21 protein-coding genes and 3 pseudogenes are annotated in these 22,735 nt (G+C 68.6%); 7 read left to right on the forward strand and 17 right to left on the reverse strand.

The genetic code is table 11. The features are described 5' to 3' along the window. From GJ629_RS05430 to GJ629_RS05440, 3 genes are all read right to left on the reverse strand, one after another. On the reverse strand, positions 1–838 hold an 838-nt coding region (locus GJ629_RS05430), incomplete at its 3' end, for an ABC1 kinase family protein (protein ID WP_370515796.1). A 99-nt stretch (positions 839–937) separates the two neighbouring features. Then, a complete protein-coding gene (locus GJ629_RS05435) occupies positions 938–1,294 on the reverse strand; it encodes an Hsp20/alpha crystallin family protein (protein WP_157512096.1) in 357 nt (118 codons plus the stop codon). 54 nt (positions 1,295–1,348) lie between these two features. After that, positions 1,349–2,110 carry a hypothetical protein gene (locus GJ629_RS05440; protein ID WP_157512097.1) on the reverse strand — a complete coding sequence of 254 codons (762 nt, stop codon included), beginning with the start codon at positions 2,108–2,110 and terminating at the stop codon, positions 1,349–1,351. 47 nt (positions 2,111–2,157) lie between these two features. Here GJ629_RS05440 and GJ629_RS05445 point away from each other — a divergent pair, with 47 nt between their 5' ends. From GJ629_RS05445 to GJ629_RS05460, 5 genes and pseudogenes are all read left to right on the forward strand, one after another. Continuing rightward, positions 2,158–2,649 (forward strand): hypothetical protein, encoded by a 492-nt coding sequence (locus GJ629_RS05445; RefSeq protein ID WP_157512098.1) that lies wholly within the window; start codon positions 2,158–2,160, stop codon positions 2,647–2,649. A 54-nt stretch (positions 2,650–2,703) separates the two neighbouring features. After that, positions 2,704–3,598, forward strand: a pseudogene (locus GJ629_RS05450) (molybdopterin molybdotransferase MoeA); the annotation flags it as partial. After that, a complete protein-coding gene (locus GJ629_RS17905) occupies positions 3,590–3,925 on the forward strand; it encodes a hypothetical protein (RefSeq protein ID WP_231754507.1) in 336 nt (111 codons plus the stop codon). The pseudogene GJ629_RS05450 and the gene GJ629_RS17905, both read left to right, overlap by 9 nt. Next, positions 3,918–5,802, forward strand: a pseudogene (locus GJ629_RS05455) (molybdopterin biosynthesis protein). Before GJ629_RS17905 ends, GJ629_RS05455 begins: the two are co-directional and overlap by 8 nt. Before the next feature lie 26 nt (positions 5,803–5,828). Then, on the forward strand, positions 5,829–6,596 hold the full coding sequence (locus tag GJ629_RS05460; protein WP_157512099.1) for a molybdopterin-binding protein: 768 nt from the start codon (positions 5,829–5,831) through the stop codon (positions 6,594–6,596). Between the two features lie 30 nt (positions 6,597–6,626). On the opposite strand, the gene GJ629_RS05465 is transcribed toward GJ629_RS05460, so the two are convergent. From GJ629_RS05465 to GJ629_RS05480, 4 genes are all read right to left on the reverse strand, one after another. Further along, the gene (locus GJ629_RS05465) at positions 6,627–7,256 is read right to left on the reverse strand and encodes an HAD family hydrolase (protein ID WP_157512100.1); all 630 of its coding nucleotides are present in this window, start codon (positions 7,254–7,256) and stop codon (positions 6,627–6,629) included. A gap of 74 nt (positions 7,257–7,330) precedes the next feature. Beyond that, positions 7,331–8,308 (reverse strand): WD40 repeat domain-containing protein, encoded by a 978-nt coding sequence (locus tag GJ629_RS05470; RefSeq protein ID WP_157512101.1) that lies wholly within the window; start codon positions 8,306–8,308, stop codon positions 7,331–7,333. A gap of 79 nt (positions 8,309–8,387) precedes the next feature. Further along, complete coding sequence (locus tag GJ629_RS05475) at positions 8,388–9,764, reverse strand: alpha-amylase domain-containing protein (RefSeq protein WP_157512102.1); 1,377 nt, start codon at positions 9,762–9,764, stop codon at positions 8,388–8,390. A 101-nt stretch (positions 9,765–9,865) separates the two neighbouring features. Next, complete coding sequence (locus GJ629_RS05480; RefSeq protein ID WP_157512103.1) at positions 9,866–11,311, reverse strand: RtcB family protein; 1,446 nt, start codon at positions 11,309–11,311, stop codon at positions 9,866–9,868. Positions 11,312–11,509: 198 nt separating this feature from the next. On the opposite strand from GJ629_RS05480, the gene GJ629_RS16080 reads away from it, so the two are divergent. After that, positions 11,510–12,304, forward strand: coding sequence for a hypothetical protein (locus GJ629_RS16080; RefSeq protein WP_370515797.1), 795 nt, complete (start codon positions 11,510–11,512; stop codon positions 12,302–12,304). Positions 12,305–12,376: 72 nt separating this feature from the next. On the opposite strand, the gene GJ629_RS05490 is transcribed toward GJ629_RS16080, so the two are convergent. The 10 genes and pseudogenes from GJ629_RS05490 to GJ629_RS05535 form a co-directional block, all read right to left on the reverse strand. Continuing rightward, on the reverse strand, positions 12,377–14,041 hold the full coding sequence (locus GJ629_RS05490; protein WP_370515795.1) for a tRNA uridine(34) 5-carboxymethylaminomethyl modification radical SAM/GNAT enzyme Elp3: 1,665 nt from the start codon (positions 14,039–14,041) through the stop codon (positions 12,377–12,379). Positions 14,042–14,094: 53 nt separating this feature from the next. Next, positions 14,095–16,327 (reverse strand): annotated as a pseudogene (locus tag GJ629_RS05495) (OB-fold nucleic acid binding domain-containing protein). Between the two features lie 115 nt (positions 16,328–16,442). Beyond that, positions 16,443–16,730: a hypothetical protein gene (locus GJ629_RS05500; protein WP_231754505.1), complete on the reverse strand. Its 288-nt coding sequence runs from the start codon at positions 16,728–16,730 to the stop codon at positions 16,443–16,445. Between the two features lie 3 nt (positions 16,731–16,733). Further along, a complete protein-coding gene (locus GJ629_RS05505; protein WP_370515798.1) occupies positions 16,734–17,351 on the reverse strand; it encodes a YIP1 family protein in 618 nt (205 codons plus the stop codon). A gap of 44 nt (positions 17,352–17,395) precedes the next feature. Continuing rightward, complete coding sequence (locus tag GJ629_RS05510) at positions 17,396–17,986, reverse strand: NADPH-dependent FMN reductase (RefSeq protein ID WP_157512107.1); 591 nt, start codon at positions 17,984–17,986, stop codon at positions 17,396–17,398. 39 nt (positions 17,987–18,025) lie between these two features. Continuing rightward, positions 18,026–18,943, reverse strand: a complete 918-nt coding sequence (locus GJ629_RS05515; RefSeq protein WP_157512108.1) for an A/G-specific adenine glycosylase — start codon at positions 18,941–18,943, stop codon at positions 18,026–18,028. A 50-nt stretch (positions 18,944–18,993) separates the two neighbouring features. Further along, positions 18,994–20,247 (reverse strand): Glu/Leu/Phe/Val dehydrogenase, encoded by a 1,254-nt coding sequence (locus GJ629_RS05520; RefSeq protein WP_157512109.1) that lies wholly within the window; start codon positions 20,245–20,247, stop codon positions 18,994–18,996. A gap of 56 nt (positions 20,248–20,303) precedes the next feature. Next, positions 20,304–20,999, reverse strand: a complete 696-nt coding sequence (locus tag GJ629_RS05525; protein WP_157512110.1) for a HAMP domain-containing sensor histidine kinase — start codon at positions 20,997–20,999, stop codon at positions 20,304–20,306. 16 nt (positions 21,000–21,015) lie between these two features. Beyond that, entirely contained in the window at positions 21,016–21,621 is a 606-nt protein-coding gene (locus tag GJ629_RS05530) for a HAMP domain-containing protein (protein WP_157512111.1), read from the reverse strand. A gap of 65 nt (positions 21,622–21,686) precedes the next feature. Then, positions 21,687–22,124, reverse strand: coding sequence for a hypothetical protein (locus tag GJ629_RS05535; protein ID WP_157512112.1), 438 nt, complete (start codon positions 22,122–22,124; stop codon positions 21,687–21,689). Between the two features lie 102 nt (positions 22,125–22,226). On the opposite strand from GJ629_RS05535, the gene GJ629_RS05540 reads away from it, so the two are divergent. Continuing rightward, the gene (locus GJ629_RS05540) at positions 22,227–22,571 is read left to right on the forward strand and encodes a hypothetical protein (protein WP_157512113.1); all 345 of its coding nucleotides are present in this window, start codon (positions 22,227–22,229) and stop codon (positions 22,569–22,571) included. Positions 22,572–22,735: the final 164 nt, after the last annotated feature.

Raw genomic sequence — 22,735 nt, forward strand, 5'->3', positions numbered from 1 at the left:
GGGGGTCGGCGTGGTAGACGCCGTCGGTGATGATCATCTGGAAGTACGCGCGGGTGAGCGTCTCCGCGAGGTCGCTGCGGTCGATGCCCTTCTCGTCCAAGCCGTCGAGGTCGTTTATTTTCGTCCCGGGGAGGTACTCCATCGTCAGCACGCGATCGGTCGAGTGGCTCTCGACGACCGGCGGGATGCGGATATCGTCGTTGTCCCGGAAGTTGCTCCGTATCTCGGTGAGCATCTCCGCCTCCCGCTCGTAGTTCATCTCCTCGCGGATGGTCTTCGAGAACTCGTCGGCCAGCGTCCGGAGCGAGAACGACCGGGCGTCGTCGACGAACCACATCACGGCCGGGAGCGACCACTTGATTACCTTCAGGTCGGCCTCGACGAGGTCCTCGATGCCCGGCCGGCGGACCTTCACCGCGACCGGGTCACCGTCGACTTCGGCGTAGTAGACCTGTCCGAGGCTCGCGCCGCTGATAGCCTCCTCGTCGAAGTCGCTGAACCGCTCGTCTATCGGGCCTACGGCGTCTTCGAGGACGACCCGTGCCTCGCTCCAGTCGGCCGGCGGGACCCTGTCTTGCAACGCGGAGAACTCGTCGACGTACTCCGGCGGGAGGACATCGGGGCGGGTCGACAGCAGTTGCCCGAGTTTGATGAACGTCGGGCCGAGGGTCAAAAGCGTGTCCAAAAGCGTCTGTGCGCGGCGGCGGCGCTCCTGACTGCTGACCTGCCGGGACGCCCCGAACAGCAGGAACCGGTGGCGGTCACGGGCGTACGCCAGTGCCAGCGGCAGGAACTGGCGGACGACCGTGAGAAACCGCCGGTAGGCGCGGAGGTTCACGAGGTGCCACCCCACCTCATAGTGTTTCTTGTAGGTCGTTTCGGTATCGACCGCCGGAATGCGGGCGGTCGCACCGGTAAACAGCTACAATAAACACTATCAGCCCTCGTCGATGGGGATATCGGTCGATGGTGCCGCGGTCTGCTTGGGCAACCGCAGTTCGAGGACGCCGCGCTCGACGGTCCCCTCGGCACCGCTCCCGGTAGCGTCCGGCGGGAGCGGGAGTTCGACGTCGAGAAACAGCGCGCGGTCCTCCTCGACGTACTCGAACTCGATGGGGAGGTCCTTCTGCCGGCGGGCCTCGACGACCAGTCGGCCGCCCTCGACGCGCACGTCGACGGTGTCGGCGGTCGCTCCGGGGAGGTCGACGATCAGCATGTACGCCTCCTCGCTCTCCAGCAGGTCGGCGTACACCGGCTCGGGCAGCTCTCGCAACGCGTCACGCAGGGCTGACATACCTCCCCGTTCGGGTGGGATATGCAAAAGGACGGCGGTCACGGCCACGCTTCCCTACGCGAGTATCGCGTACGCCACCGCTGCGCCGAAGAGGACGACCAGCGCCACGACGACGCCGCCGAGTCCCGTCTTGACCAGTTCCCACGCCACGCCGCGGGCGCGGGTGTCGGCGATCAGGAACCGCCGCGCGCCGTCGCCGTTCACGACGAGGTTGACCCAGCCGGCACCCCGCCCGACACCGCTGTCGTAGTGGCCGTAGCCGTAGACGAAACACGTCTCGCCGGCGTCTAGTCGCCGCTCGACGAACCGATAGTCGTGGGCCGCCCGCGGCGCGCCCGTGCCGGTCGGTCTGGTCTCTACTTCGGGGTGGTCGGCGGCGAAGGAGACGAGGCGGTCGGGGAGTTCGGTGCCCGCCGGGACCGACACCCGCTGTGGTTGCAACTGCCGGTCCGAACCGGCCGGTTCGACCCGACAGCGGGCGGTGCCGTCGTCCAGAGCGAACGGACCGCCCATCAGGCCGTCGACTTCCGTCTCCCAGTGGGTTCCGCCCATCCCGCTGCTCGCGTACTCGCGTTCGACTTCCCACTCACAGATCACGCACTCGCTGTCGGAAAAGGGCGAGCGGACAGTCCCGTTCTCCGGCCGTGCGACGCCCTGCAGTTCGACCGGGCCGGGGTCGTTGACCGCGTCGGCGATGGCTGTCGGATCGCCGCGGTAGATACGGAGCGCGTACCACAGTTCGCGGCCGGCGAACAGGAGGATACCCGCACCGAGCGCGGCGACGACGCCCGGGACGGCGAAGGGGAGAACACGCATAGCCGGCGGTTCGCGCGACGATCCTTTCACTGTACCGACATCGTCCGATGCCGGAATCGACAAGACAGTGGGCCGAGAAGTGTCCGGTGATGCGATCACAGTGGTGGCTGTGGGGCCTCGGACTGCTCGGGTTCGGCGCGGCGGCAGCACCGCTGTACGTCGGCCTCTTCGCGACAGTCGGCGAACTGTACGCGGGGCCGGTCGCGTTCGGCGTCGGGTTCAGCGTCTACCGGGTTGCAAGCGGTAGCCGGAACGCGAGAGGCGGGTGGGAGTACCACCGCCGGCGGTCCGACCGCGACCGACTCGCGGACTACGGTGTCGTCGCGTCGATAACCGTCTCGCTGGCGCTCGCGGCGTCGCTCACGGTCGATCTGGCCATCGGAACGGTCCTCACTCAGGAGACGTTCGTCGCCGATCCGATCCTCCTGACCGAACCGGCCGCCATCGCCGCGTCCCTGGTCGCGAGCGGCGCGGCCTTCGGCCTGCGCCGGCCCGACTACGAGGATGCGGCCGCCGACCGTACCGGCAGCGAGCAGTGAGTCCGGGCCGCTCACGCCCGCGAGGCTTTTGGGGCGTCCGCCGAAGGGGAGAGTATGAGCGACGACACCAGCGGGTTCGGTGACGTGACTCGCCTCGGAGCGCTCCGCGAGACGCTCCGGGCGGCCGTCGACCCCATCCACCGGACCGACACGGTGGCGCTGTCCGCGGCCGAGGGCCGCGTCCTCGCCGATGCCGTGACCGCGCGCCGGGCCGTCCCGCACTACGACCGCGCCGCGATGGACGCTACGCCGTCCGCGCCGGCGACACCTTCGACGCCAGCGACCGGTCACCGGTGACACTGGACGCCCGCGAGGCGGACGCCGACGGGCCCCTCCCCGAGGGCAGCGCCCAGTGGGTCCACACCGGCAGTCCGCTCCCGGAGGGGGCCGACGCGTCGTCAAAGTCGAGGCGACGACCGAAATGGGGGGCGTCGTCGACATCGAGACGGCGGTCCCCGAGGGCGAGAACGTCGGTCCGGTCGGCGAGGACGTCGCCGACGGGGAGACGCTGTTCGAGGCGGACCACCGCCTGCGGGCGACCGACCTCGGTCTGCTGAAGGCCGCCGGCGTCCGGCAGGTCACGGCCTACCAGCGACCCAGCGTCGGCGTCGTCCCGACGGGCGAGGAACTGGTCCAGCGTGACCCCGACCCGGGCGAGATAATCGAGACCAACGGGCTGACCGTCTCCCGACTCGTCGAGCGCTGGGGCGGGGCCGCGACCTACCGCAACGTGGTCCCGGACGACCGGGCCGCCCTCCGGAGCGCCCTCCAACGGGACCTGACGAAAGATATCGTCGTCACGACCGGCGGGTCCTCCGTCGGCAAGCGTGACCTCGTCGCCGACGTGGTCGAGGACCTCGGCGAGGTGCTCGTCCACGGCGTGGCGATAAAGCCCGGCCACCCCGTCGGTGTCGGCGTCATCGAGGGCCGGCCAATCGTGATGTTGCCCGGCTACCCCGTCTCTTGCATCGTCGGCGCGGTCCAGATACTGCGGCCCCTGCTGAAACACCGCGGCCGCCTCCCGGAACCACCGCACCCGACGACCGAGGCGCGACTGGACCGGAAAGTAGCCAGCGAGGTCGGCGTCCGGACGTTCGCCCGCGTCGCCCTCCGGGAGGGAGAGGACGGGCCGGTCGCGGAACCGACGCGCGTCGGCGGGGCGAGCGTCCTCTCGAGCGTCGCACGGGCGGACGGTTGGGTCGTGGTCCCCGAGGCCCGCGAGGGCGTCCCCGCGGGCGAGACAGTGGCGGTCGAGAACTGGGAGTACGATGGCTGACCGGGTCCAGTTCCGCGACCTCGCGGCCCCGGAGTCGGTCCGGGAGACCATCGCCGAGTTGCCGATAGACGCCGGGAGCGAGACGGTCCCGCTTGAGGCGGCCGCGGGCCGCGTGCTGGCCGAGCGCGTCGACGCGACCATCGACGTCCCGGGGTTCGACCGAGCGAGTATGGACGCTACGCCGTCGACGCGCGGGACACCTTCGGCGCGGGCGAGGACGACCCCGTCGAACTCGACGTGGCCGGGGCGGTCCACGCCGGCGAGCGACCGACCGCGAGCGTCGGCGACGGACAGGCCGTCGAGGTGTCGACGGGTGCGGTGATGCCCGACGGCGCCGACGCCGTCGTGATCGTCGAACGGACCGACCGCCCCGAAGAGGACACCGTCGCGGTCAGAGACGCGGTGACGCCGGGCGAGAACGTGATGCTCGCGGGCACCGACATCGCCGCCGCGAGCGCGCGCTCTCGCCGGGGACGGAGATAACCGCCCGGGAGATCGGACTGCTCGCCGCCCTCGGCCTCGACTCGGTACCGGTCGTCGCGCCGCCGCGGGTCGGCATCGTCTCGACGGGCGACGAACTCGTCCGACCGGGCGAGGGCCTCGACCACGACGCCGGCCAGATATACGACGTGAACACCCACGCCGTCGCGGCGGGCGTCGAGGCCGCCGGCGGCGAGGCGGTCACCTACCCCCACGTCGGCGATGACTTGGACGCGCTGGAGTCGGTCCTCCGGGAAGCGGCCGCTGACTGTGACCTCGTGCTGTCCTCGGGGTCGACGAGCGCCAGCACCGTCGACGTCATCTACCGCGTCATCGAGGATCTGGGCGAACTGCGGGTCCACGGCGTCGCGGTCAAGCCGGGCAAGCCGATGCTCGTCGGCGAACTCGACGGCGCGGCCTACGTCGGCCTGCCGGGCTACCCCGTCTCGGCGCTGACCATCTTCCGGACGTTCGTCGCGCCCGCGATACGCGAGGCCTCTGGCCGGCCCGAACCGCGGACGGCGACCGTCGACGGCGAGATGGCCGTCCGCGAGCGCTACGAACAGGGTCGGCTCCGGTACGTCCCAGTGGGACTCGTCGAGGCCGGCGACGGCCGGACGCTGGTCTACCCCGTCGACAAGGGCAGCGGCGCGACCACGTCGCTGACGGCCGCCGACGGCGTCGTCGCGATGGACCCGGACACGAACGAACTCGCGGCCGGCGAGGCCGTGAGGGTCCAGCTTTTCTCCCCGTCGGTCCGGGTCCCGACGCTCGTCGGCGTCGGCGAGGACGACCCCGCGCTGTCGCGGTTGCTCGACGCCGTCGACCGGCCGCGGTATCTGGCCGACGGCGCCCGGCAGGGCGTCCGACGGCTGGAACAGGGCATCGCGGACGTGGCCGTCCTCAGCGGCCCCGTCGACGCCCCAGGGGGTGCCGAGACGGTCGGCCAGTGGACCCGCGAGTGGGGACTGCTCGTCCCCGACGACAGCGGCATCGACTCGCTCTCGGGTCTCGTCGACGGCGAGTACGCCTTCGTCAACCGGCCGCGGGACAGCGGCCTCCGGGCGACGTTCGACGACGCGCTGGACGCGCTTGCGGCCGACCGGGACACCGACCGCGACGCCCTGACCGACCGTATCCACGGCTACGAGCGGACCGCACGCGCCCACGAGAGCCCCGGTCGGTCGGTGCTGGCCGGTGACGCCGACGCCGGCCTCGGACTGGCCGTGACGGCCGAGCAGCTAGATATGGGGTTCGTTCCGCTCGGCGAGGAGACGGTCCGGGTCGTCGCGGCCGCCGACCGGCGCGAGAAGGCGGGCGTTGTCGCGCTCGCCGACGCCGTCGCCGAGGGGTCGGTCCTCGAATCGCTCGCGGGGTACGAACCGGCGGAACGCTGACACCGCTGGAGTCCGAACGACCGTCGATGCAGGTCGCACTCCTGACCGTCGGCGACGAACTGTTGGCCGGCGACACCGAGAACACGAACGCGAGTTGGCTGGCCACGCAGTTGACCGACCGCGGCGTCGCCGTCGAGCGCATCCTCGCGGTGCCCGACGACGCCGCCGTCATCGAGGACCGCGTCCGGGCCTACAGCGACGCCTTCGACGCCGTCGTGGTCACGGGCGGCATCGGCGGGACGCCAGACGACATCACGATGGAGGCCGTCGGGGCGGCCTTCGACCGCGGGATGGTCGTCAGCGAACAGGCCCGCGCGGACGTGACTTCGACGCTGGACGCTATCGACGAGTCGGTTCCGGACCTCGACATCGACGTCGATGCCGAGGCCTCGATTCCCGAGGGGAGCCGCCCGCTTCTGAACGAGGAGGGACTCGCGCCGGGGTGCGTGCTGGAGAACGTCTACGTCCTGCCGGGTATCCCCGGGGAGATGACGGCGATGTTCGAGCGCGTCGCCGGGGAGTTCTCGGGCGAGCGGGAGTCGGCGTTCTGTTACACCACCGAACCCGAGGCCAACATCGTCGGAACGTTAGACGAGGCGAGCGAGCGCTTCGGCGTCCGCGTGGGCTGTTATCCCGACCGGGAGGCCCGACACAACCGCCTGAAGGTGACCGGCGATGACGGCGCGGCCGTCGAGCGGGCGGTCGCGTGGCTCTGTGAGCGTATCGCCAGCGAGGACCCAGTGGCTCGGGAGTGGGACGCCGAGAACGAACCCGCGGGCGAGGGGACCCACTGAGCCGGCGGGGAAATCACGCGAGACGTGCTGTCAGCAGTTCGTCGAGCGTGACACCCGGCGGTCGGCCCGGACGCACTGCCCGCGGGTGTCGTGGTCGAAGCGCTCGACGTGGACCGCGTCGAGGCCGGCGTTCCACGCCGCACCCACGTCTCCGGGGCTGTCGCCGACGAGTACGCCGGCGTGGTCGCCGTTCACGCCCAGTCCGTCGAGCGCCCGTTCGACAGGCGCCGGGTCGGGCTTCCACCCGAGGTCGTCGTCACAGCAGACGACCACGTCGAAGTACCGGCGGAGGTCGAGACTGTCGAGAATCGGGTCGGTGAGGTGGGTCTGGCTGTGAGTGACGATGCCCGTCGGGGCATCGATGGTGTCGAGCAATCGCGCGGCGTCGTCGTAGAGGTACGTCGCCTCGGCGCGGCGCTGTGGGTCCTCCAGTTCGTGGAAGGCCGCCCAGAACGGTTCGGGGTCGATGCCCCAGCGCCGCAGTTGGGCGTTTCGCTCGCCGCCGAGGCCGTGCCAGAGGCGCTCTATCTCCCGGTCGGAGAAGTCGTAGCCGATCCGGTCGCCGACGGCGCCCAGCACCCGGCGGGCGTGGTCGAACTCGATGTCGACCAGCGTCCCGTCGAGGTCGAACAACCAGGCATCGTACGGCGAGCGTGTCATCTGCTCTCCCTTGGGGACAAACCATCAAAGGCGTTCCGACGAGCGCAGGGCGACGAGTCGGGACCGCCGCGCTGTCAGGTCGACAGCCACGTCACCGGGAGATACCGCCCGCGGAGCCCACCGGGCGTGGGGACCGACCCGACGGCCTCGTAGCCGTCCGGCGCGCGTCGCAGGACTGTCCCGCGATGTGTCGCCGCGAGGACGTCCCCCTCGGCGACACACCAGCCGATAGCCAGTTCCTCGGACGCCGGAGTGGTGACCGTCTCGGTGGCCGTCCCGTCACGGGACTCAAACAGCGCGTGGTCGGTGTCGTCGTTCCACGTGGGAGATGGGCCGTGCGCGCCGCCGGCGTAGATGACTCCGTCGTGGACGAGCGCAGCCCGGAAGTACCGCTGGGAGTGCCCGTCGTCCAGACGCGCCCACGTCCGCCCGGCGTCGGTCGTCCGGTAGAGGCCGCTCCCGGTGGCGGCGACGTACTCCCCGCTGTCGCCCTGCGCGAGTTCGTGGACATCGTTTGTGTGGGGTGCGTCGAACCCAGTCGGGTGTCTCGCCACCCACGTATCGCCGCGGTCGTCACTGACGAACACGCCACCGACCTCCAAGCCCGCGACGAGACGGTCCGGCGTGTCCGAATGCGTGTGGAGGCTCCGCACCTGTGCCACCCCGTCGTGGCGAGGGAGACCCCAGTCGGCCGTCTCCCGGAGGTCCTCGAACCCGGGGAGGGCCGTCCAGTCGCTCCCGTCGGTCGGCAGTCCGTCGCCGGCGTCGGCCGCGTAGACGTGGGCTGGCCGGGTGCCGGCGTATATCGTCTCGCCCGACGGGGACGCGGCGACGGCGTACACCTCGTCTTCGGGGACACCGAGTCGGTGCCAGTCCCGTCCGTCGGCGGTGTGATAGAGCCCCGACACCGAGGCCGCCAAAAGGCCGTCGAGGCCGTCGAACTGCCGGAGCCGATAGACCCGGTCGGTCTCTAGAACGCGTTCGGCCGTCGCCTCCGGGTCACCGATGTCCTGCAGGCGGTACACGCCGTCGTCGCTGCCGGCGAGGAGCATACGCGGGTATACCGGAGTACGCTACTTGATAGTTCCCCGGCGAGCGGTGTGTGGCCGCTCTGCCCGAATACGTCGGCGACTACGCCTCGCGGTAACAGACGTACTCCTCGGGGGGTACGTCGATTGTGACCGCGCCGTCACCAGCGACTTCGACGTCGTCGCCGGTGCCGGTCGCGTCGGTCAGCGTCGTGTCGGCAAAGTCGGTGGTCACGTCCAGCGAGACGGGGTCGGCGCCGACGTTGAACGCGACCAGCAGGTCGCCGTCCCACTCGTAGCACAGTTCCGTCCGCGTCAGTTCGTGTCTGGTCGAGGTGGTGGCGGTGACGCCGTTCCGGACGTCGATGAGCGTCCTGATCGCGTCGTCCTCGACCGGGACGACGCCGCTGTAGACGCGGGCATCGCTCTCCTGTGTCAGGATGTAGGCGTAGGCGAGTTCCGGGAGGTCCGCCGGCCCGCTGTCGTGGTTCGCGACGAACGTGAGCGCCTTCTCGGGCCGCCGGGCGTGGACCGACGGGCCGTCCAGCGCGGTGAGGTCCCCCGACGGATACGTGTCGAAGGCAGTCTGCAGACGGTTGTACAGCGGGTAGTCCGTCGCGGTGGACATCCCCGTCTCGGTGTAGGGAAGCACCGTGTCGACGCGGTCGTCGAACACCTCGCCGAGGGTGTACAGGCCGAGTTCGTCCGCCCACACCTCGCCGTGGTCGCTGAACCACGATTCCGGGATGTGCTTGACACCGTCCCACCGGATGCCGTCGGCACCGAGGTTCGCGTACTTCTCGATGTACTCCCGGAGGTGATCGTTCACGTCGTCCTGTGACTGATCGAGGTCCCGGAGTCCCAACAACCAGCAGTTCTCGACGGACTCGGGGTCCTGATAGTCGATGGAACACGACTCGTGGAAGTCGTCCTCGGTGAACTGCGGGAGGTCCTCGACGGTGACTCGCCGCTCGAAGTAGGTGTCGCCGGCAGCCATATGATTGACCACGGCGTCGGCGATGACCTCGATGCCGTTCTCGTGGGCCGTGGCGATCATCTCCTCGTACTCGGCCTCGGTACCGAACTCGCTGTCGAAGTTCTGGAGGTCTATCGGTTGGTACCCCAGCGGTGGCTGGTTGTTCTCGTCCTGTTCACGCTCGTAGATGCGGCTGTGCTGGGCCGGCGGTACCTGTATAGTGTCGTAGCCCTGTGCGGCGAGCGTCGGGAGCGTCGCCGTTATCTCGGTCCAGTCGGTGTGGTAGTACTGGTAGATGGTCCGCGCGTCGCTCGGAGAGCGCCCGTCGGTCGAGGCGGCCGGCGTTCCCGTCGGTGTCCCCGACGGCGTCGCGTTCGTCGACGGCGAACCGTCCTGTGAGGGCGTTCCTGAATCGTCCGACGCACACCCCGCGAGCGGTAGCGCGAGGGCCGCGGCACCCGCTCCCCGGAGCAGTGCCCGTCGTGTCGTCTCGTCCCGTGTCATCCTCCCGCTCTATTCCCCTCCGACCGAAACATATTGTGCTACGTTCCCTGTCGTTCGTGACAGAGCGAAACGACGATACCCCCGTTCGCCGTTCCGGGACGCTACGTCGCCTTGAGGTTGTGAACGGGGTCCAACCACTCCACTATCTCGGCGGTCGGTTCGATGGCGTCGCTGATGTGCTCGGCCGACTTGTACGCGAGCGGTGCCTCGTCGAGCACCGACGGGACGAGCGACTCGGAGTAGACGCCGTCCATCTCCGCCTCCAGTTCCTCGACGCTGGCTTGCTTTTTGGCTTCGCGCCTGCTCATCGTCCGGCCCGCGCCGTGCGGTGCGGTGTCGTGCCACTCGTCGTTGCCCTTCCCGCGGGCGATGATGGACCCCTCGGCCATATTGAACGGAACGACCAACCGCTCGCCCTCGTGGGCCGGCGTCGCGCCCTTCCGGATCACCATATCCTCGAAGCTGATGTAGTTGTGAATCGACTGGAACCGGTCGCGTGGGTCGACGCCCAGCGCCTCGCAGATAGCGTCGCTCATCAACTCGCGGTTCCAGCGCGCGTACTGCTGGGCGAACAGCATGTCCACGAGGTAGCCGTGGCCCTCCCGGCCCTCCAGATAGTCGAGGTCCGTGTTCCGCTCGTCGGGGTCCGGTTGGATATCCTTCAGGCGGTCGAAGGCGTGCTCTATCTCTTTCCCGTCGAGGTCCGAGATGACGGCGTCGCGGTCGATGTGTGACTCGCCCTTGCCGCCGGTCACCCACGCATGGAGGTCGGCGTCGCTCACCGTCTCGGGGTCGAACTTGAGGTATTTGTGGTCGCCCTCGTCGATGGCCGCTCGCACCGCGTCGGCGTCGCGGAGGTCACTCGCCCGCTCCTGCCAGTACTCGGCGACCGCGAGGCCGAGATACCGGGAGCCGCTGTGGATCACCAGCCAGTAGTCGCCGGTCGTCTGCGCGCGGGCGAACTCGACGAAGTGGTTGCCCCCGCCCAGCGTCCCCGCGCTCTTGATGACGTGCTCCATCCCCTGTGACTTCCGGGAGAGCACCCGCCGACAGAGCGATTTGAAGTACTCGCCGTCGTAGCCATCGAACTCGAAGCAGAGCGGGTCGATGCGCTCGCCGAACCGCGCCTCGTAGGCGTCGTCGAAGCGCTCGAACACCTCGTTTGCCCGCTCGAAGGGGAACTGCTCGACGAGGTGGGGCGCGTCGTCGTAGTCGTGGACCGACCGCCCCATCGGGACGGCCGCCCGGACCCGGCGCTCGCGTTCGGCGTCCGCAAGGGGGAGTTCCGGGCCGAGGTTCGTCGCCGCCATCCCGCAGCCGACGTCGACGCCCACGATGTTCGGGACGATGCGCTCGCCCAGCGGCATCGTGAACCCGATTGGCGCGCCCGCTCCCCAGTGGGTATCTGGCATCACCCGGACCGGTTCGGTGAAGGCCGGATGGTCGATCAACTCCTGTATCTGCTCTCTCGCCGACGCCTCTATCAGCGACTCGTCGTCGGCCATAATGCGGGCCGACGTGTGTGTCCCGTCGAGTTCGATGACCATCTTGGACGGGGCTACCGCGTCGGCGGGCTAAGCGTTGTCGGACCGCCGCGTCTTCCATCCTCGCACACACCGCGTGGAGGACACGGTTCGGTGATACAGAAACGAACACCGCCTCACGGGAGGCCACAATCTGAAAGTTCGAATAGTTAATGTCGGTGTATGACTAGTATTGGGACTATGGACCGTTGGCGTGAACGGATGGAGTCCGGGTCGGAGATCCTACGCCAACGAGCAGTTCGAATGCCGCTGACGGACCGAGAGGCAGAACGAACTTTCCACGAGAATATGGCCCGACTCGCGGACGGCGGCGTCCGGAAGAGTGAGCTCCTCGACGACCCGAACGTCCCGTTGCCGGACGTGTACGAGGACGAACTGGCCGCGATACGACGGAGTTTCGAACACCGCTTGCAACAGGTCGCCGGCGAGAACTACGACACTGTTGCGACCGCGTACCTCAACGGCGAGCGTGACGACTGGATCGGGGCACTCGCAGCGTACTACCTAGAGTCGTACTACCGGTTGCAGGAACTCTACACGGTCGACGAGCAGATTTTCTTTTTAGTTATCCTCCGCTATCCGGACTCGTTCACGGTCAATTTCAGCTTTCTCACCGGCGATGTCTCCTCGGTGGCGGTCCGGTGTGAGTCCACGGCGCACGTCGCTGCCGAACTCGACGGGGACGACCAGGAGCAACTCTACGCCGACTGCCAGTACTCCCAGCACAAGGTCGCAGAGTATCTCCGCGAGAGCGTCGACCGGATGCGAGACGAGTTCCCGGACCCGGAGACGACGCCGTTCGAGCAGCGCAAGTACGGCGGCATCGTCAACGTCACGGGACGGAACGGCCCACAGTTCGCGGAGGTACTCGACACCCTCTCACCGGACCCCGACCGGTTCGACGACACCGTGTCCGAACCGACCCTTGTCCCGGAGGGGCCGGAAGCCGAAGATGCCAAGGAGGAACTGCTCACCGACGCCGAAGTCGTACTCTGAGCGGTCACGTCACCGCACGTCCTGACGGGACCGGATCGGCCAGAATGCCACACCCGACTCGTTCGGTATCGCCTACAACTCCGTACTCACGTACGGGCCGTCCTGCTCGTAGCCGAGTTTGTTCCGGTAGTACTCGCGAGCGCCGATACCGCTGATGACCGCTAGCTTCTCGTAGCCGGCGTCGCGGGCGCGGCGTTCGGCCTCGCGGATGAGTTTCTTCCCGTAGCCCTTGTGCTGCCAGTCCGGCGTCTCGCTGCCGCCGTCGCCGATTTCGCCGACGCCGACTTGGTTGCCGTAGACGTGCAACTCCCGGATCAGCGCGGCCGACTCTAACTCCTCGCGCACGGGGTCATCTGGGTATCGAAGACGGCAAAAGCCCACGAGGAGGTCCCGGTCGCGGTCCTCGTAGCTGATGAACTGCTCGGTGCCACCGCCGGCTTCGTACTCGATTGTGTCGAGCGTCACCTCCTGTGGGTCCTCGTCGTTCATTCCGACCTCACGACACCGGATGCAGTCACAGGACAGGTCGGTGCCGTCCATCTCCTGGCGGGCCAACTGCCGGAGGTTGGACTTCTGGACGCCGGCCTCGATGTGGTCGGCGGGGATGTCACGCTGGACCCGCTGGAGGCGCGTGTACGGCGGGATCAGGTCCTTTATCTCCGCGACGAGGTCGGCGGCCTCCTCGCTGGTCAGCGGGTCGAACTCCCCGCGGCGGTGCATATCGTAGGTCACGGTGTCCTCGACGATGAGCGTCGGGTATATCTTGAGGTAGTCCGGCCGCCACTCCGAATCTTCGAAGATGCGCCGGAAGTCCTCGATACACATCTCCTTGGACATCCCGGGTTGGCCCGGCATCATATGGTAGCCGATCTTGAACCCGGCGTCCCGGAGGCGTCGCGTCGCGTCGATGGAGGCCTGGATGCCGTGGCCGCGGTGCATCTCCCGGTTGATCCGCTCGTAGGTCGTCTGGACGCCCACCTCGACTTTCGTCCCGCCGAGACGGAGCATCCGGTCGATCTGTTCTGGGTCACACCAGTCGGGCTTGGTCTCGAAGGTGGTCCCGATGTTGCGGACGCTGCCGGTCTCGTTCTCGGCGATGACGTCTTCGGTGTAGTTGAACTCGTAGTCCGCGCGGTCCTCGGCGAAGCTGACGCCCTCCTTCGGTTCGGGCTCGGCCCCGGGGTCGAAGTCGTTCATCGCCTCCAGCGCGCGCTTGACGAACCACTCCTGGTAGTCGTGGCTCCGGGCGGTCATCGTCCCACCCATCAGGATCAACTCGACCTTGTCGACGGGGTGGCCGATCTCCCGCAGTTGGTTCAGGCGGAGCGTGACCTGCCCGTAGGGGTCGTAGTCGTTCTGCTGGCCGCGGGCGGCCGCCGGTTCGTTGCCGGTGTAGCTCTGGGCCGAGGAGAACTCCGAGTCCGGGCCGCCCGGGCAGTAGAGACACTTCCCGTGGGGACACCGGTGGGGCGAGGTCATGATGGCCACCGGCGAGACGCCCGAGGCGGTCCGGACGGGCTTGCGCCGCAGGACCGATTCGAGGTCCTCGCGGCGGTCGTCCGGCGCGTAATCCAGTAGCTCGGAGTTTTTCGGCACCTTCGGGGCGGAGTGTTTCGAGCAGACCTCCCGCTTTTTGGCTTCGAGGTTGTCCCGGTCTATCTCGCCGGCCTCGATGCCCGCCAGAAGCTCCGCACACACCCGCTCGAACACGTCGTCGCTGTCGGTACTCGTGGCCACTGTACTGGACAGAAGTGGGGGCGTCGAACGATTAAGCGTGTCGCTCTCCGGCCTCAGGCGAGGTGGTCGGCGACGGCGTCGACGACGGCGTCGAGCACAGCGTCACGCTCGCCGACGAGGAAGGTGAGCTCCTTCGACCGGGTCGACCGGCCGAAACGCCGGCGTTCGGGGCCGCCTCGGCCACCTCGTCGGCGACGGTCCGGACGTCTATCGCCTCGTCGCTCCGGAGGTGCAGGTCGTCGTCGAGACGCCGACCAGCGCCGCCGCGTCCTCGCGGGTGCGGCGGAACAACTCGTCGAGCAACAGCGTCTCCGGCGGGAAGTCGAAGCGGTGGGTGAACGACTCGGTGTCCAGCACGGCGACGTCGACGCCGTCGACCGTCCGCGTGTCGAGGTTCGCCTCGGCCGTCTCGATGGCCGTCTCCAACTTCGTCCGGAACTGCTCGCTGACGTGGCTGGCGAGGCCGCGTCCCTCCTCGTCCGCGTCGCCGTCGAACAGCAGGTCGGCGACGAGTTGGCGCTTGTCCTCGTATGACTGGTAGTACGCCTCCAGCGCGATTGCGTCGCGGATGTCCGCGACGGCGTCGGCGTCGTAGCCCGCCGCGTCGGCGGCCTCGGCGTAGCGCTCGGGGACGTCCTCCCAGTAGCTGATCGCCGGAAGGTGGGTGAGGTCCTCGCGGACGACTTCGTTGACGTGAGCGGCGACGTTTGCGGCGAGCACCGCGGCGGTCGGGCCGTCGAGTCGGCCGTCGACGGTCCGCTGTTCGGCCACGTCGCCGTCGGGGCTGACGACGGTGTCGACGACGTCGAGGACGTCGTCCTCGGCGACGGTGTCGACGACGACCCGCGGGGCGTCGTAGACGTCGAGGAACTCGAGTCCGTCGAGCGACCCGGCGGTGCCGCCGGCGGCGACGAACACGAACAGCGGGAACGGTTCGTCGTGGCGCTCGCGGGCGCTGAGCATGTTCGTCACGTCCTTGGTGGCGTCGTCCATGTCGTAGACGTCGCCTTCCAGCGGCCGGCGGTCGAAGTAGTGGTACTCGGCGTCCTCGCTGGCGTGCTGTTCGCGGACCAGCGGGAGCGTCGCGCGTTCGAGGGCCGCGCCGGCGACGTAGCCGTCGGCGGTGGCGCTGTGGCGGACCACGACCGGGCGCTCCTCGAAGACGGCCCGTCGGATCGCGCCCGCGGCGTCCCGGAGCGAGCCGCTCAGGGCGGCGACCGCGGTGTCCTCGACGAGCGGGTCGACGGCGTCCGGGCGGGCCTTCGCGACCATCGCCGACTCCATCCGGTCGGTGACGACGTCGCCGTCGTCGCCGGTCAGCGCCGTCAGCGTCTCCGTCTCGACCTGTATCTCGCCGCGCCGCTCCCGCACCTCGCCGACCAGCCGCACTATCTCGTCGGCCTCTATCTCGGGGAACGCCCGGACGCCGGCCTCCTCGAAGGCGGCGCAGTCGACAGTCCCGGTCCCGTCACGCAGTTCGAACACCGTCGGACCGCTGGTCTGGCGGACGCTCTCGACGACACCCTCGATGGCGACCGTCTCGCCCATCGACTCCGACAGCGTCGCCACGTCGACTCGTTCGACGTCTTCGGTCTCGTCGGTGTCCTCGACGACTTCGGTCTGTGCGTCTTCGGAGCGCTCGGTCTCGGCCTGTCGGGTCCTGACCGCGCCCGTCTCGCCGTGGGAACTCCCGCTCGACGCGGTGCGGATGGCCTCGTCGTCGTCGTCGCTTTCGTCCGATCCGTCCTCGGACGGCGTCTCGTCGGCGGACGCCTCGGAGTCCGGCTCTTCGGTTGCGTCGTCGCTCTGTTCTTCGGTCACGTCGTCGCTCGGGGACCCGGACGACGACCCGCCGCGGGCCGACGCCGAACTCCCCGACTGCTCATTTCCCTCCTCGTCCTCCTCCGGCAGGATGGGGTGGTCCTCGCTCGGGTCGTCGATGAGGTGCCCGCGGAACTCCCGTTCGGACTGTCGGATCGACCAGCCGAGGTCGATGTTGCCGTTGTCCCGGACGTTCTTTACTTGGACGAACACGGTGTCGCCCGGTTCCCAGTCGAGGTTGTCCAGTCGCTGGTCTATCTCGCTCTCGTGAAGCAGACCCGTCACACTGTCACCGATGTCGACGAAGACGCCGAACTCGGCGAACCCGTCGACCGACCCGCGGTAGTACCGACCCGGGGTGAGTTGCCCCGGTCGGGACCCGCGGAACTCGAACATTACGTCCTCTTGGTGCGTGTCACAGATCCGCCCGTCGACAGACGTGCCGCAAATGATACACGAACTCATTAGTCTCTCAAAACGGGTCGGGATTAAAACTGTTGTCGATACTGACCCGCCGGTCGCTCGCCCGCCGAGTCCGGCCGTCGACCGTGCCCGGCGGTCGCTCTCTGGCGATAAGCGGCTACTCGTCGGCGATATTGCCTTCGAGGGACTCTATGTCGGCGGCTATCGACTCGGCCTGTGCCGGGGTGAGCGCGAGTTCGACCTCGTTGCCCTCGCCGTCGGCGACGGCTAGCTTCACGCGGCTATCGCCGAACGGCCGGACCTCGACGTCGGTCGCGTCGTACAGCGACACCGCGGCCGCGGCGTCGGAGGCGCCGACGTGTTTGATCGTCCCGTCGTCCAGTTCCAACATCACGTTCTCCAAGTCGAGCGTCAGCATACCGTCGCCGTCGGCGCGGGCGACCATAAACTATCCCACGAGCGCCGCGAGCGCACCGTCGCCCGCGAGCACCGCCGTCAACGCCCCGAACCCGCGGAAGGCGTAGCCGAAGCCGAACGCCGCCGGCAGGGCGACGGCCGGTACGATGCGCGACAGCGGCGCGTCGTGGACCACGCTCATCCCGACGGCCAGCAGGACGGCCCCGTAGGCCGCACAGGCGACCCGGAGTTCCGGTATCGGAATCCCCGCGAGCGCACACGGCGCAGTCGCGTACGCCATCACTTGCACCGTCTCGCTGACGCCCGCTCGCTCCTCGACGAACGGCCACAGAAGCACCGTCTGGACGGCGACGAACAAGTGCAGCGCCACCGGGGCGACGATGAACGCCGTCAGCGCGAGCGCCAGCACCGCGCCCAGTAGCTGTTGGCCGCTGACCACCGGTGCGGCGTCGGCCACTAAGAGATAGCGGCTCGTCTCCTCGACGAGGACGACGGCGACCAGAAAGAACAGCCCCGGCGCCTGATCGGCCGGCGCGACGCCGGCGTCGAAAAAGCGCCGCGGACGCGTCAACACCTCGTACCACGCCCTGAGGATGGCCCGCGGGCCGCGGTCACGCCCGCCGTCGGGGTCCTCGATCCACTGTGTCACGGCCGCCCGTTGGCGACCCATCGCTTAGTCCGTTTGGAAACCGGTCAGGGGTCCTCGGCGTGCGCCCCGACGTTCTCCTCGCTCTCGAGGGTGGCCGGGTCCGGTTCGATGAACGCGTACTGGACCGCCTCCCGGCCGAGCGTCTCGACCCGTTCGGCGACGTCAGGGTCGACCAGTTCGTCGTCCTCGAACGCCGTCCGCGCTTTCGGAATCGCGGCCTGATGCGGGATGACCCACGCGTTCAGCGCCCGGCAGACCGACCGGAGGTGGTCCAGCGCCGTCACGGGAAAGCGGCCGCCGGCCACACAGAGCAGGCCGACGGTCTTGTCCTCGAACTCCTCGAACCCGCAGTAGTCCAGCGCGTTCTTCAGCGGCGCGGCATAGGAGCCGTGATAGACGGGCGTCCCGAGGAGGATTGAGTCCGCGCGCCCGACCGCCGCCCGCAACCGTTCGGCGTCGCCCGCGTCGTCGGCATCGGCGTCGTACACCGGCAGGTCAAGCTCCCGGAGGTCGATCAGTTCCGTCTCCGCGCCCGTCCGCTCGGCCGCATCGAGCGCCACCCGGAGCGCCAGCCGGGTGTAGCTCCCGTCCCGCAGGCTCCCCGCCATAGCGACGACTCGCGTCTGGTCGGTCATATCGCAGGACTGTGGCCGACAGGAGAAAAGTCCCGAGGGTCACCGCCGCAGTCGCGCGACGGCGTCTTCGCCCTCGCCCTCGACGGTTACGAGGCCGTCCGAATCGAGGTCCGAGAGGAGGCCGAGCAACCACTCGCGGCCCCCCTCGCTGTCGCTCCCGGGCGCGTAGTCGACGCGGACGCGAGGGCCGAGTTCGTCGACGCCGAGTTCCTCGGCGTCTTTGAGGATGGAGACGACCCGACCCCGAAACTGCCGGCGACTGCCCTCGAAACTCGGCTGAGTCGGCACGTCGGGCGCGGTAAAATCGCCCGTCTCGTAGGCGTGACACCACTCCCGCCACGGGCACTCCGCGGCGTCACAGGAGGGCGTCTTTCCGCAGGCCACCCCGCCCAACTCCATGATCGCGTTGTTCCACACCCGCGAGTCGCCCTCGGGGAGCAGTTCGTTGGCCACGCGTTCGAACTCGCTGTCGTCGTCGGGCACGTCGAAGGCCCGATAGAGGACTCGCTCGACGTTGGTGTCGACGACGGCGTCGCCGTTGTCGAAGGCGAAACTGGCGACGGCGTTTGCGGTGTAGGGCCCGACGCCCATCAGTTCCTGCAAGCCCTCGGGGTCGGTGGGCCACTCGCCGTCGAACTCCCCGACGACCTGCCCGGCGGCCTCGTGGAGGTACTTCGCGCGGTTGTTGTAGCCGAGGCTGTGGTCGGTCCAGAACGCGACCACGTCGGCGCGGTCGGCGGCCGCGAGGTCGGCGGCCGTCGGCCACTGGTCGAGGAAGTCGGTCCACGCGTCGACGACCCGGTCCAGTTGGGTCTGCTGGCTCATCACCTCGGAGACGAGAATGGCGTAGGGGTCGGTCGTCTCCCGCCACGGGTAGCTCCGGTGGTCGTCGCGATACCACTCGGTAAGTGCCGACCGGACGGCGGCGAGGTCCTCGGGGAGAGCCGTCTCGCTCATTGGCTCTCCCTTCGGCCGCGTCGGTTTCACGCTGTCGAAGTCGCCGAGCGTCAGGGGAAGACGCCGGCCTCGTCGGCGGCCGACAGGACGCGGTTCATCGCGACGACGTACATCGCCGTCCGGAAGTTCGGTACGTCCCGTGCCTCGTAGGTCTCTGTCAGGTCGTCGAAGGCTGCCGTGATGAGCCGTTCGAGTTCCTCGTTGACGCGCTGTTCGGTCCAGGAGAAGCGCTGGCGGTTCTGGACCCACTCGAAGTACGAGACGGTGACGCCGCCGGCGTTGGCGAGGATGTCGGGGATGACGTGGACGTTACGGTCGGCGAGTACCTCGTCGGCGTCGGGCGTGAGCGGCCCGTTCGCGGCCTCGGCGATGATGTCGGCACGCACGTCGGTCGCAAGGTCGGCGTCGATGGCGTTCTCTAAAGCCGCGGGGACGAGGACGTCGACGTCCATCGTCAGCAGCTCTTGGTTGCTCAGTTCCTCGGTCGCACCGTCGTAGCCGGTGACGCTGCCAGTCTCGCGTTTGAACTCCTTGACGGCCTGCGTGTCGAGGCCGTCCGGGTCGTGGATGGCCCCGCTGGAGTCGCTGACGGCGACGACGTCGGCCCCGAGGTCGGATATCAGGTTCGCCGCGACGGACCCGGCGTTGCCGTAGCCCTGCACCGCGACGGTGGCGTCGGTGATGTCCCGGTCGAAGTACTCGAACGCCTCGCGGACGACAAGCATCACCGACCGGCCGGTCGCCTCGACGCGGCCCGCGCTCCCGCCACTCTCGGGTGCTTTCCCGGTGACGACGCCCGGTTCGGTGGTGTCTTCGAGGGTCTCGTAGGTGTCTTTGATCCAGTTCATCTCCCGCTGGCCGGTGTTGACGTCCGGGGCGGGGATGTCCTTGTCCACGCCGATCAGCGGCCGGAGTTCGGTGGCGAACGCCCGCGTGATGCGCTCTATCTCGGCGTCGCTGTACTGCCGCGGGTCGAGTTTGATGCCGCCTTTCCCGCCACCGTAGGGGATGTTGACGGCGGCACACTTGTACACCATCCACCCCGAGAGGGCCTTGACCTCCGCGCGGGACACCTGTGGGTGGTACCGTATCCCGCCCTTGTAGGGGCCGCGGTCGCCGTTGAATTGGGACCGATAGGCCTCGAACGTCTCGATAGAGCCGTCGTCCATCTCGACGGAGAGCGTCGTCTCGAGGACTCGCTCGGGGCTTTGTAGACGGTCGAGCATCCCCGGCTCGACGTCGACGTACGCGGCAGCGTCGGATAGCTGCTCTTGGAGACTCTCGAACGGATTGACCTCAGCCATATCTCACGGTTCCCGACCACAGGCAAAAACGTACCGTCCTACGGCTCCGATGACAGTCAGCCGTTGCTCTCGGCGTTGTCCCACGTGAACGCCGACTCCTCGAAGACGCGCTGTTCGCTCTCGAAGACGTCCGCGAAGACGAACCGGGCGCCGCCCTCGTAGGTCCCGTCGATCCACAGCGTCCAGCCGTGGGCCTCGGCGATTGTCTTGACGATGGAGAGGCCGATGCCGGTCCCGTCCTCGCTGGTGGTGTGACCGTACTCGAAGATGTTCCCCATCTCCTCGTCGGGGATGCCCGGGCCGTCGTCCTGCACGTAGAAGCCGTCCTCGGTCAGACCGACGGTGACGCTGACCCCGGGGCCGACGTGGTCGATGGAGTTCCGGAAGAGGTTCTCCAGGGCGCGCAACAGCCGGGAGCGGTCGCCCTCGATGGTGATGCTCTGTGCGACGGTCAACTCAGCGTCCTTGTTGTCGATGTTCCCCCACGCTTCCGTCGCGATGTCCTCGAGGGCGAAGCGCTCGACCTCGTCGACGGACTCGCCCTTGCGAGTCAGGGTGAGGACGTCGTCGATAATCGAGTCGATGCGGTCGTGGGCGTCGTCTATCTTCTCGACGTGGTCGGTGAGTTCCTCGTCGTCGTCGAGTTTGGTGCCGAGCAACTCGACGTGGCCGCGGGCGACCGCGAGCGGGTTCCGGAGGTCGTGTGAGAGCGTCGAGGCGAACTGATCGAGGCGGCGGTTCTGTCGTTCCATCTCCTGTCGGGAGGCCTCAGCCTCGCGTTTGGCCTGTTCTGCCTGTTGGACCTGCGCCCGGAGCGTCGCGCATACTCCCGAACGACCGGTAGAGCCGTCCGATCTCGTCCTCGCGGTCCGTCGAGAGGTCGACGTCCAGACGGCCGTCCTCGATGTCCTCGGTCCGGTCGCGGAGTTCGACCAGCGGCGACACCACGTGCCGGCCGAGGACGCTCCCGACGACGAGGACGGAGACGAGGCCGGCGACCACCAACACGACGACGTTTCGCCCGACGGTCCCGCTGACGGTGTAGAGCGCGTCCGTGTCGGCCGTCGAGACGACGACCCAGTCGGTCCCGTCGACCGGAGTGTACGCGCGGATCTGCCCGTCGGCCTCGGCGGTCGTCGTCGACCCCTCCCGGGCCGTCCCGAAGGCGTCGGCGTCGGCGAGCGAATCCGGGCCGCTGTCGGCCATCGACTGGCCGCTACCGGTGAGCAGGTGCGTCGTCACGTCCGCCCGGGTGGCCGGCGACGCCAGCGCCGTCGTCGGCCGACCGACGAGGACGATGCGGTCGGTGTCGTCGATGGCGGCCGCGAACGCCACCGCGGACGCCCCGTCGCGGGTGTAGCGGCTATCGGCCACCCGCACGTCCGGGCCGCCGTCGAGGAGCGTCGTGTCGGCGCTTGCCCACGGCCGGTCGACCTGTATCAGTGACCGCCCCCGAGGTCCGGGTCGGTGCTGGCGAGGACCTGACTCTGTTCGGTATCGACGTAGTGGATGGCGAGGACGCGGTCACCGGAGCGTTGGCTGGCGTTTTGCAGGTAGGCGGCGATAGCTCCTTGTCCCGCATCCGGGTCGGGCCGGTGGCGCGAGTCGGCGACGGCGGCGGTTCGGGTCCCCATCCCGTCGACCCACTCGCCGGCCGTCGCGGCCTGCATCTCCGCAGAGCGCTCCAGTTTCGACGTGGCGTCGTCCCGGATGGTGTCTTGGATCTGGACGTACGTGACCAGACCGACGGCGGCGACGACGGCGACCACCACGAGCAACGCGACGACGAACTTGGCGGCGTTGTGCCGCCGGATGGGTCCCGGGACCAGCGACTGCAAGAGCCCGCCGCCACGCCCGTCGTCTGGTCCGGGAGACATCAGTCGGTTAGAAAAGCTACTGGCGACCGGGTCTTAAACCCATTGCGATCCGCTCGCACGGTCCTCCGAAAACGGTTTCAGCGTCGGCGGGTTGGGTCCGCTATGACCTTGGATGACCTCGACGCGGACGTGACCGACGGCGCCGGTGACCTCGGCGAGGAACTGTCCGTCTCGCTCGACCGGGAGACCCGAACCGAACTGGCGATGCTCGTCGCCGCGTTCGAACCGGACGACCCGGACGAACTGCTCCGGCGCGGCGTCCACGCCCTGTTCCAGACGGCCGTCGAGACGGGCCAACTGGACTTTCACCTCCGCAGTAAGTACGACGTGACCTACGACGAGTACCTCTCCGGGATGACCTACGACCAGATGACCGGCGGCGCCGGCGCCGGCCGGGAACAGCGATGCCACAGGACGACCCACGACGACCGGCGCTACCAGTTCTGAGCCACGCTTATATCGCCGGCGGGCCAACCGCGAGTATGGCACTCGATACGGTCGACCACCCGGCGTGGACGGCGGCGGCCGGGACCGCCGCCGCCGTACTCTGCTCGTCCTCGGCGTCCTGTTCGTCGCGCTGTTCGTCGTCCCTTACCTGCTGTTCTCGCTGT

Source organism: Halapricum sp. CBA1109 (assembly GCF_009741825.1).
GTDB lineage: Archaea > Halobacteriota > Halobacteria > Halobacteriales > Haloarculaceae > Halapricum.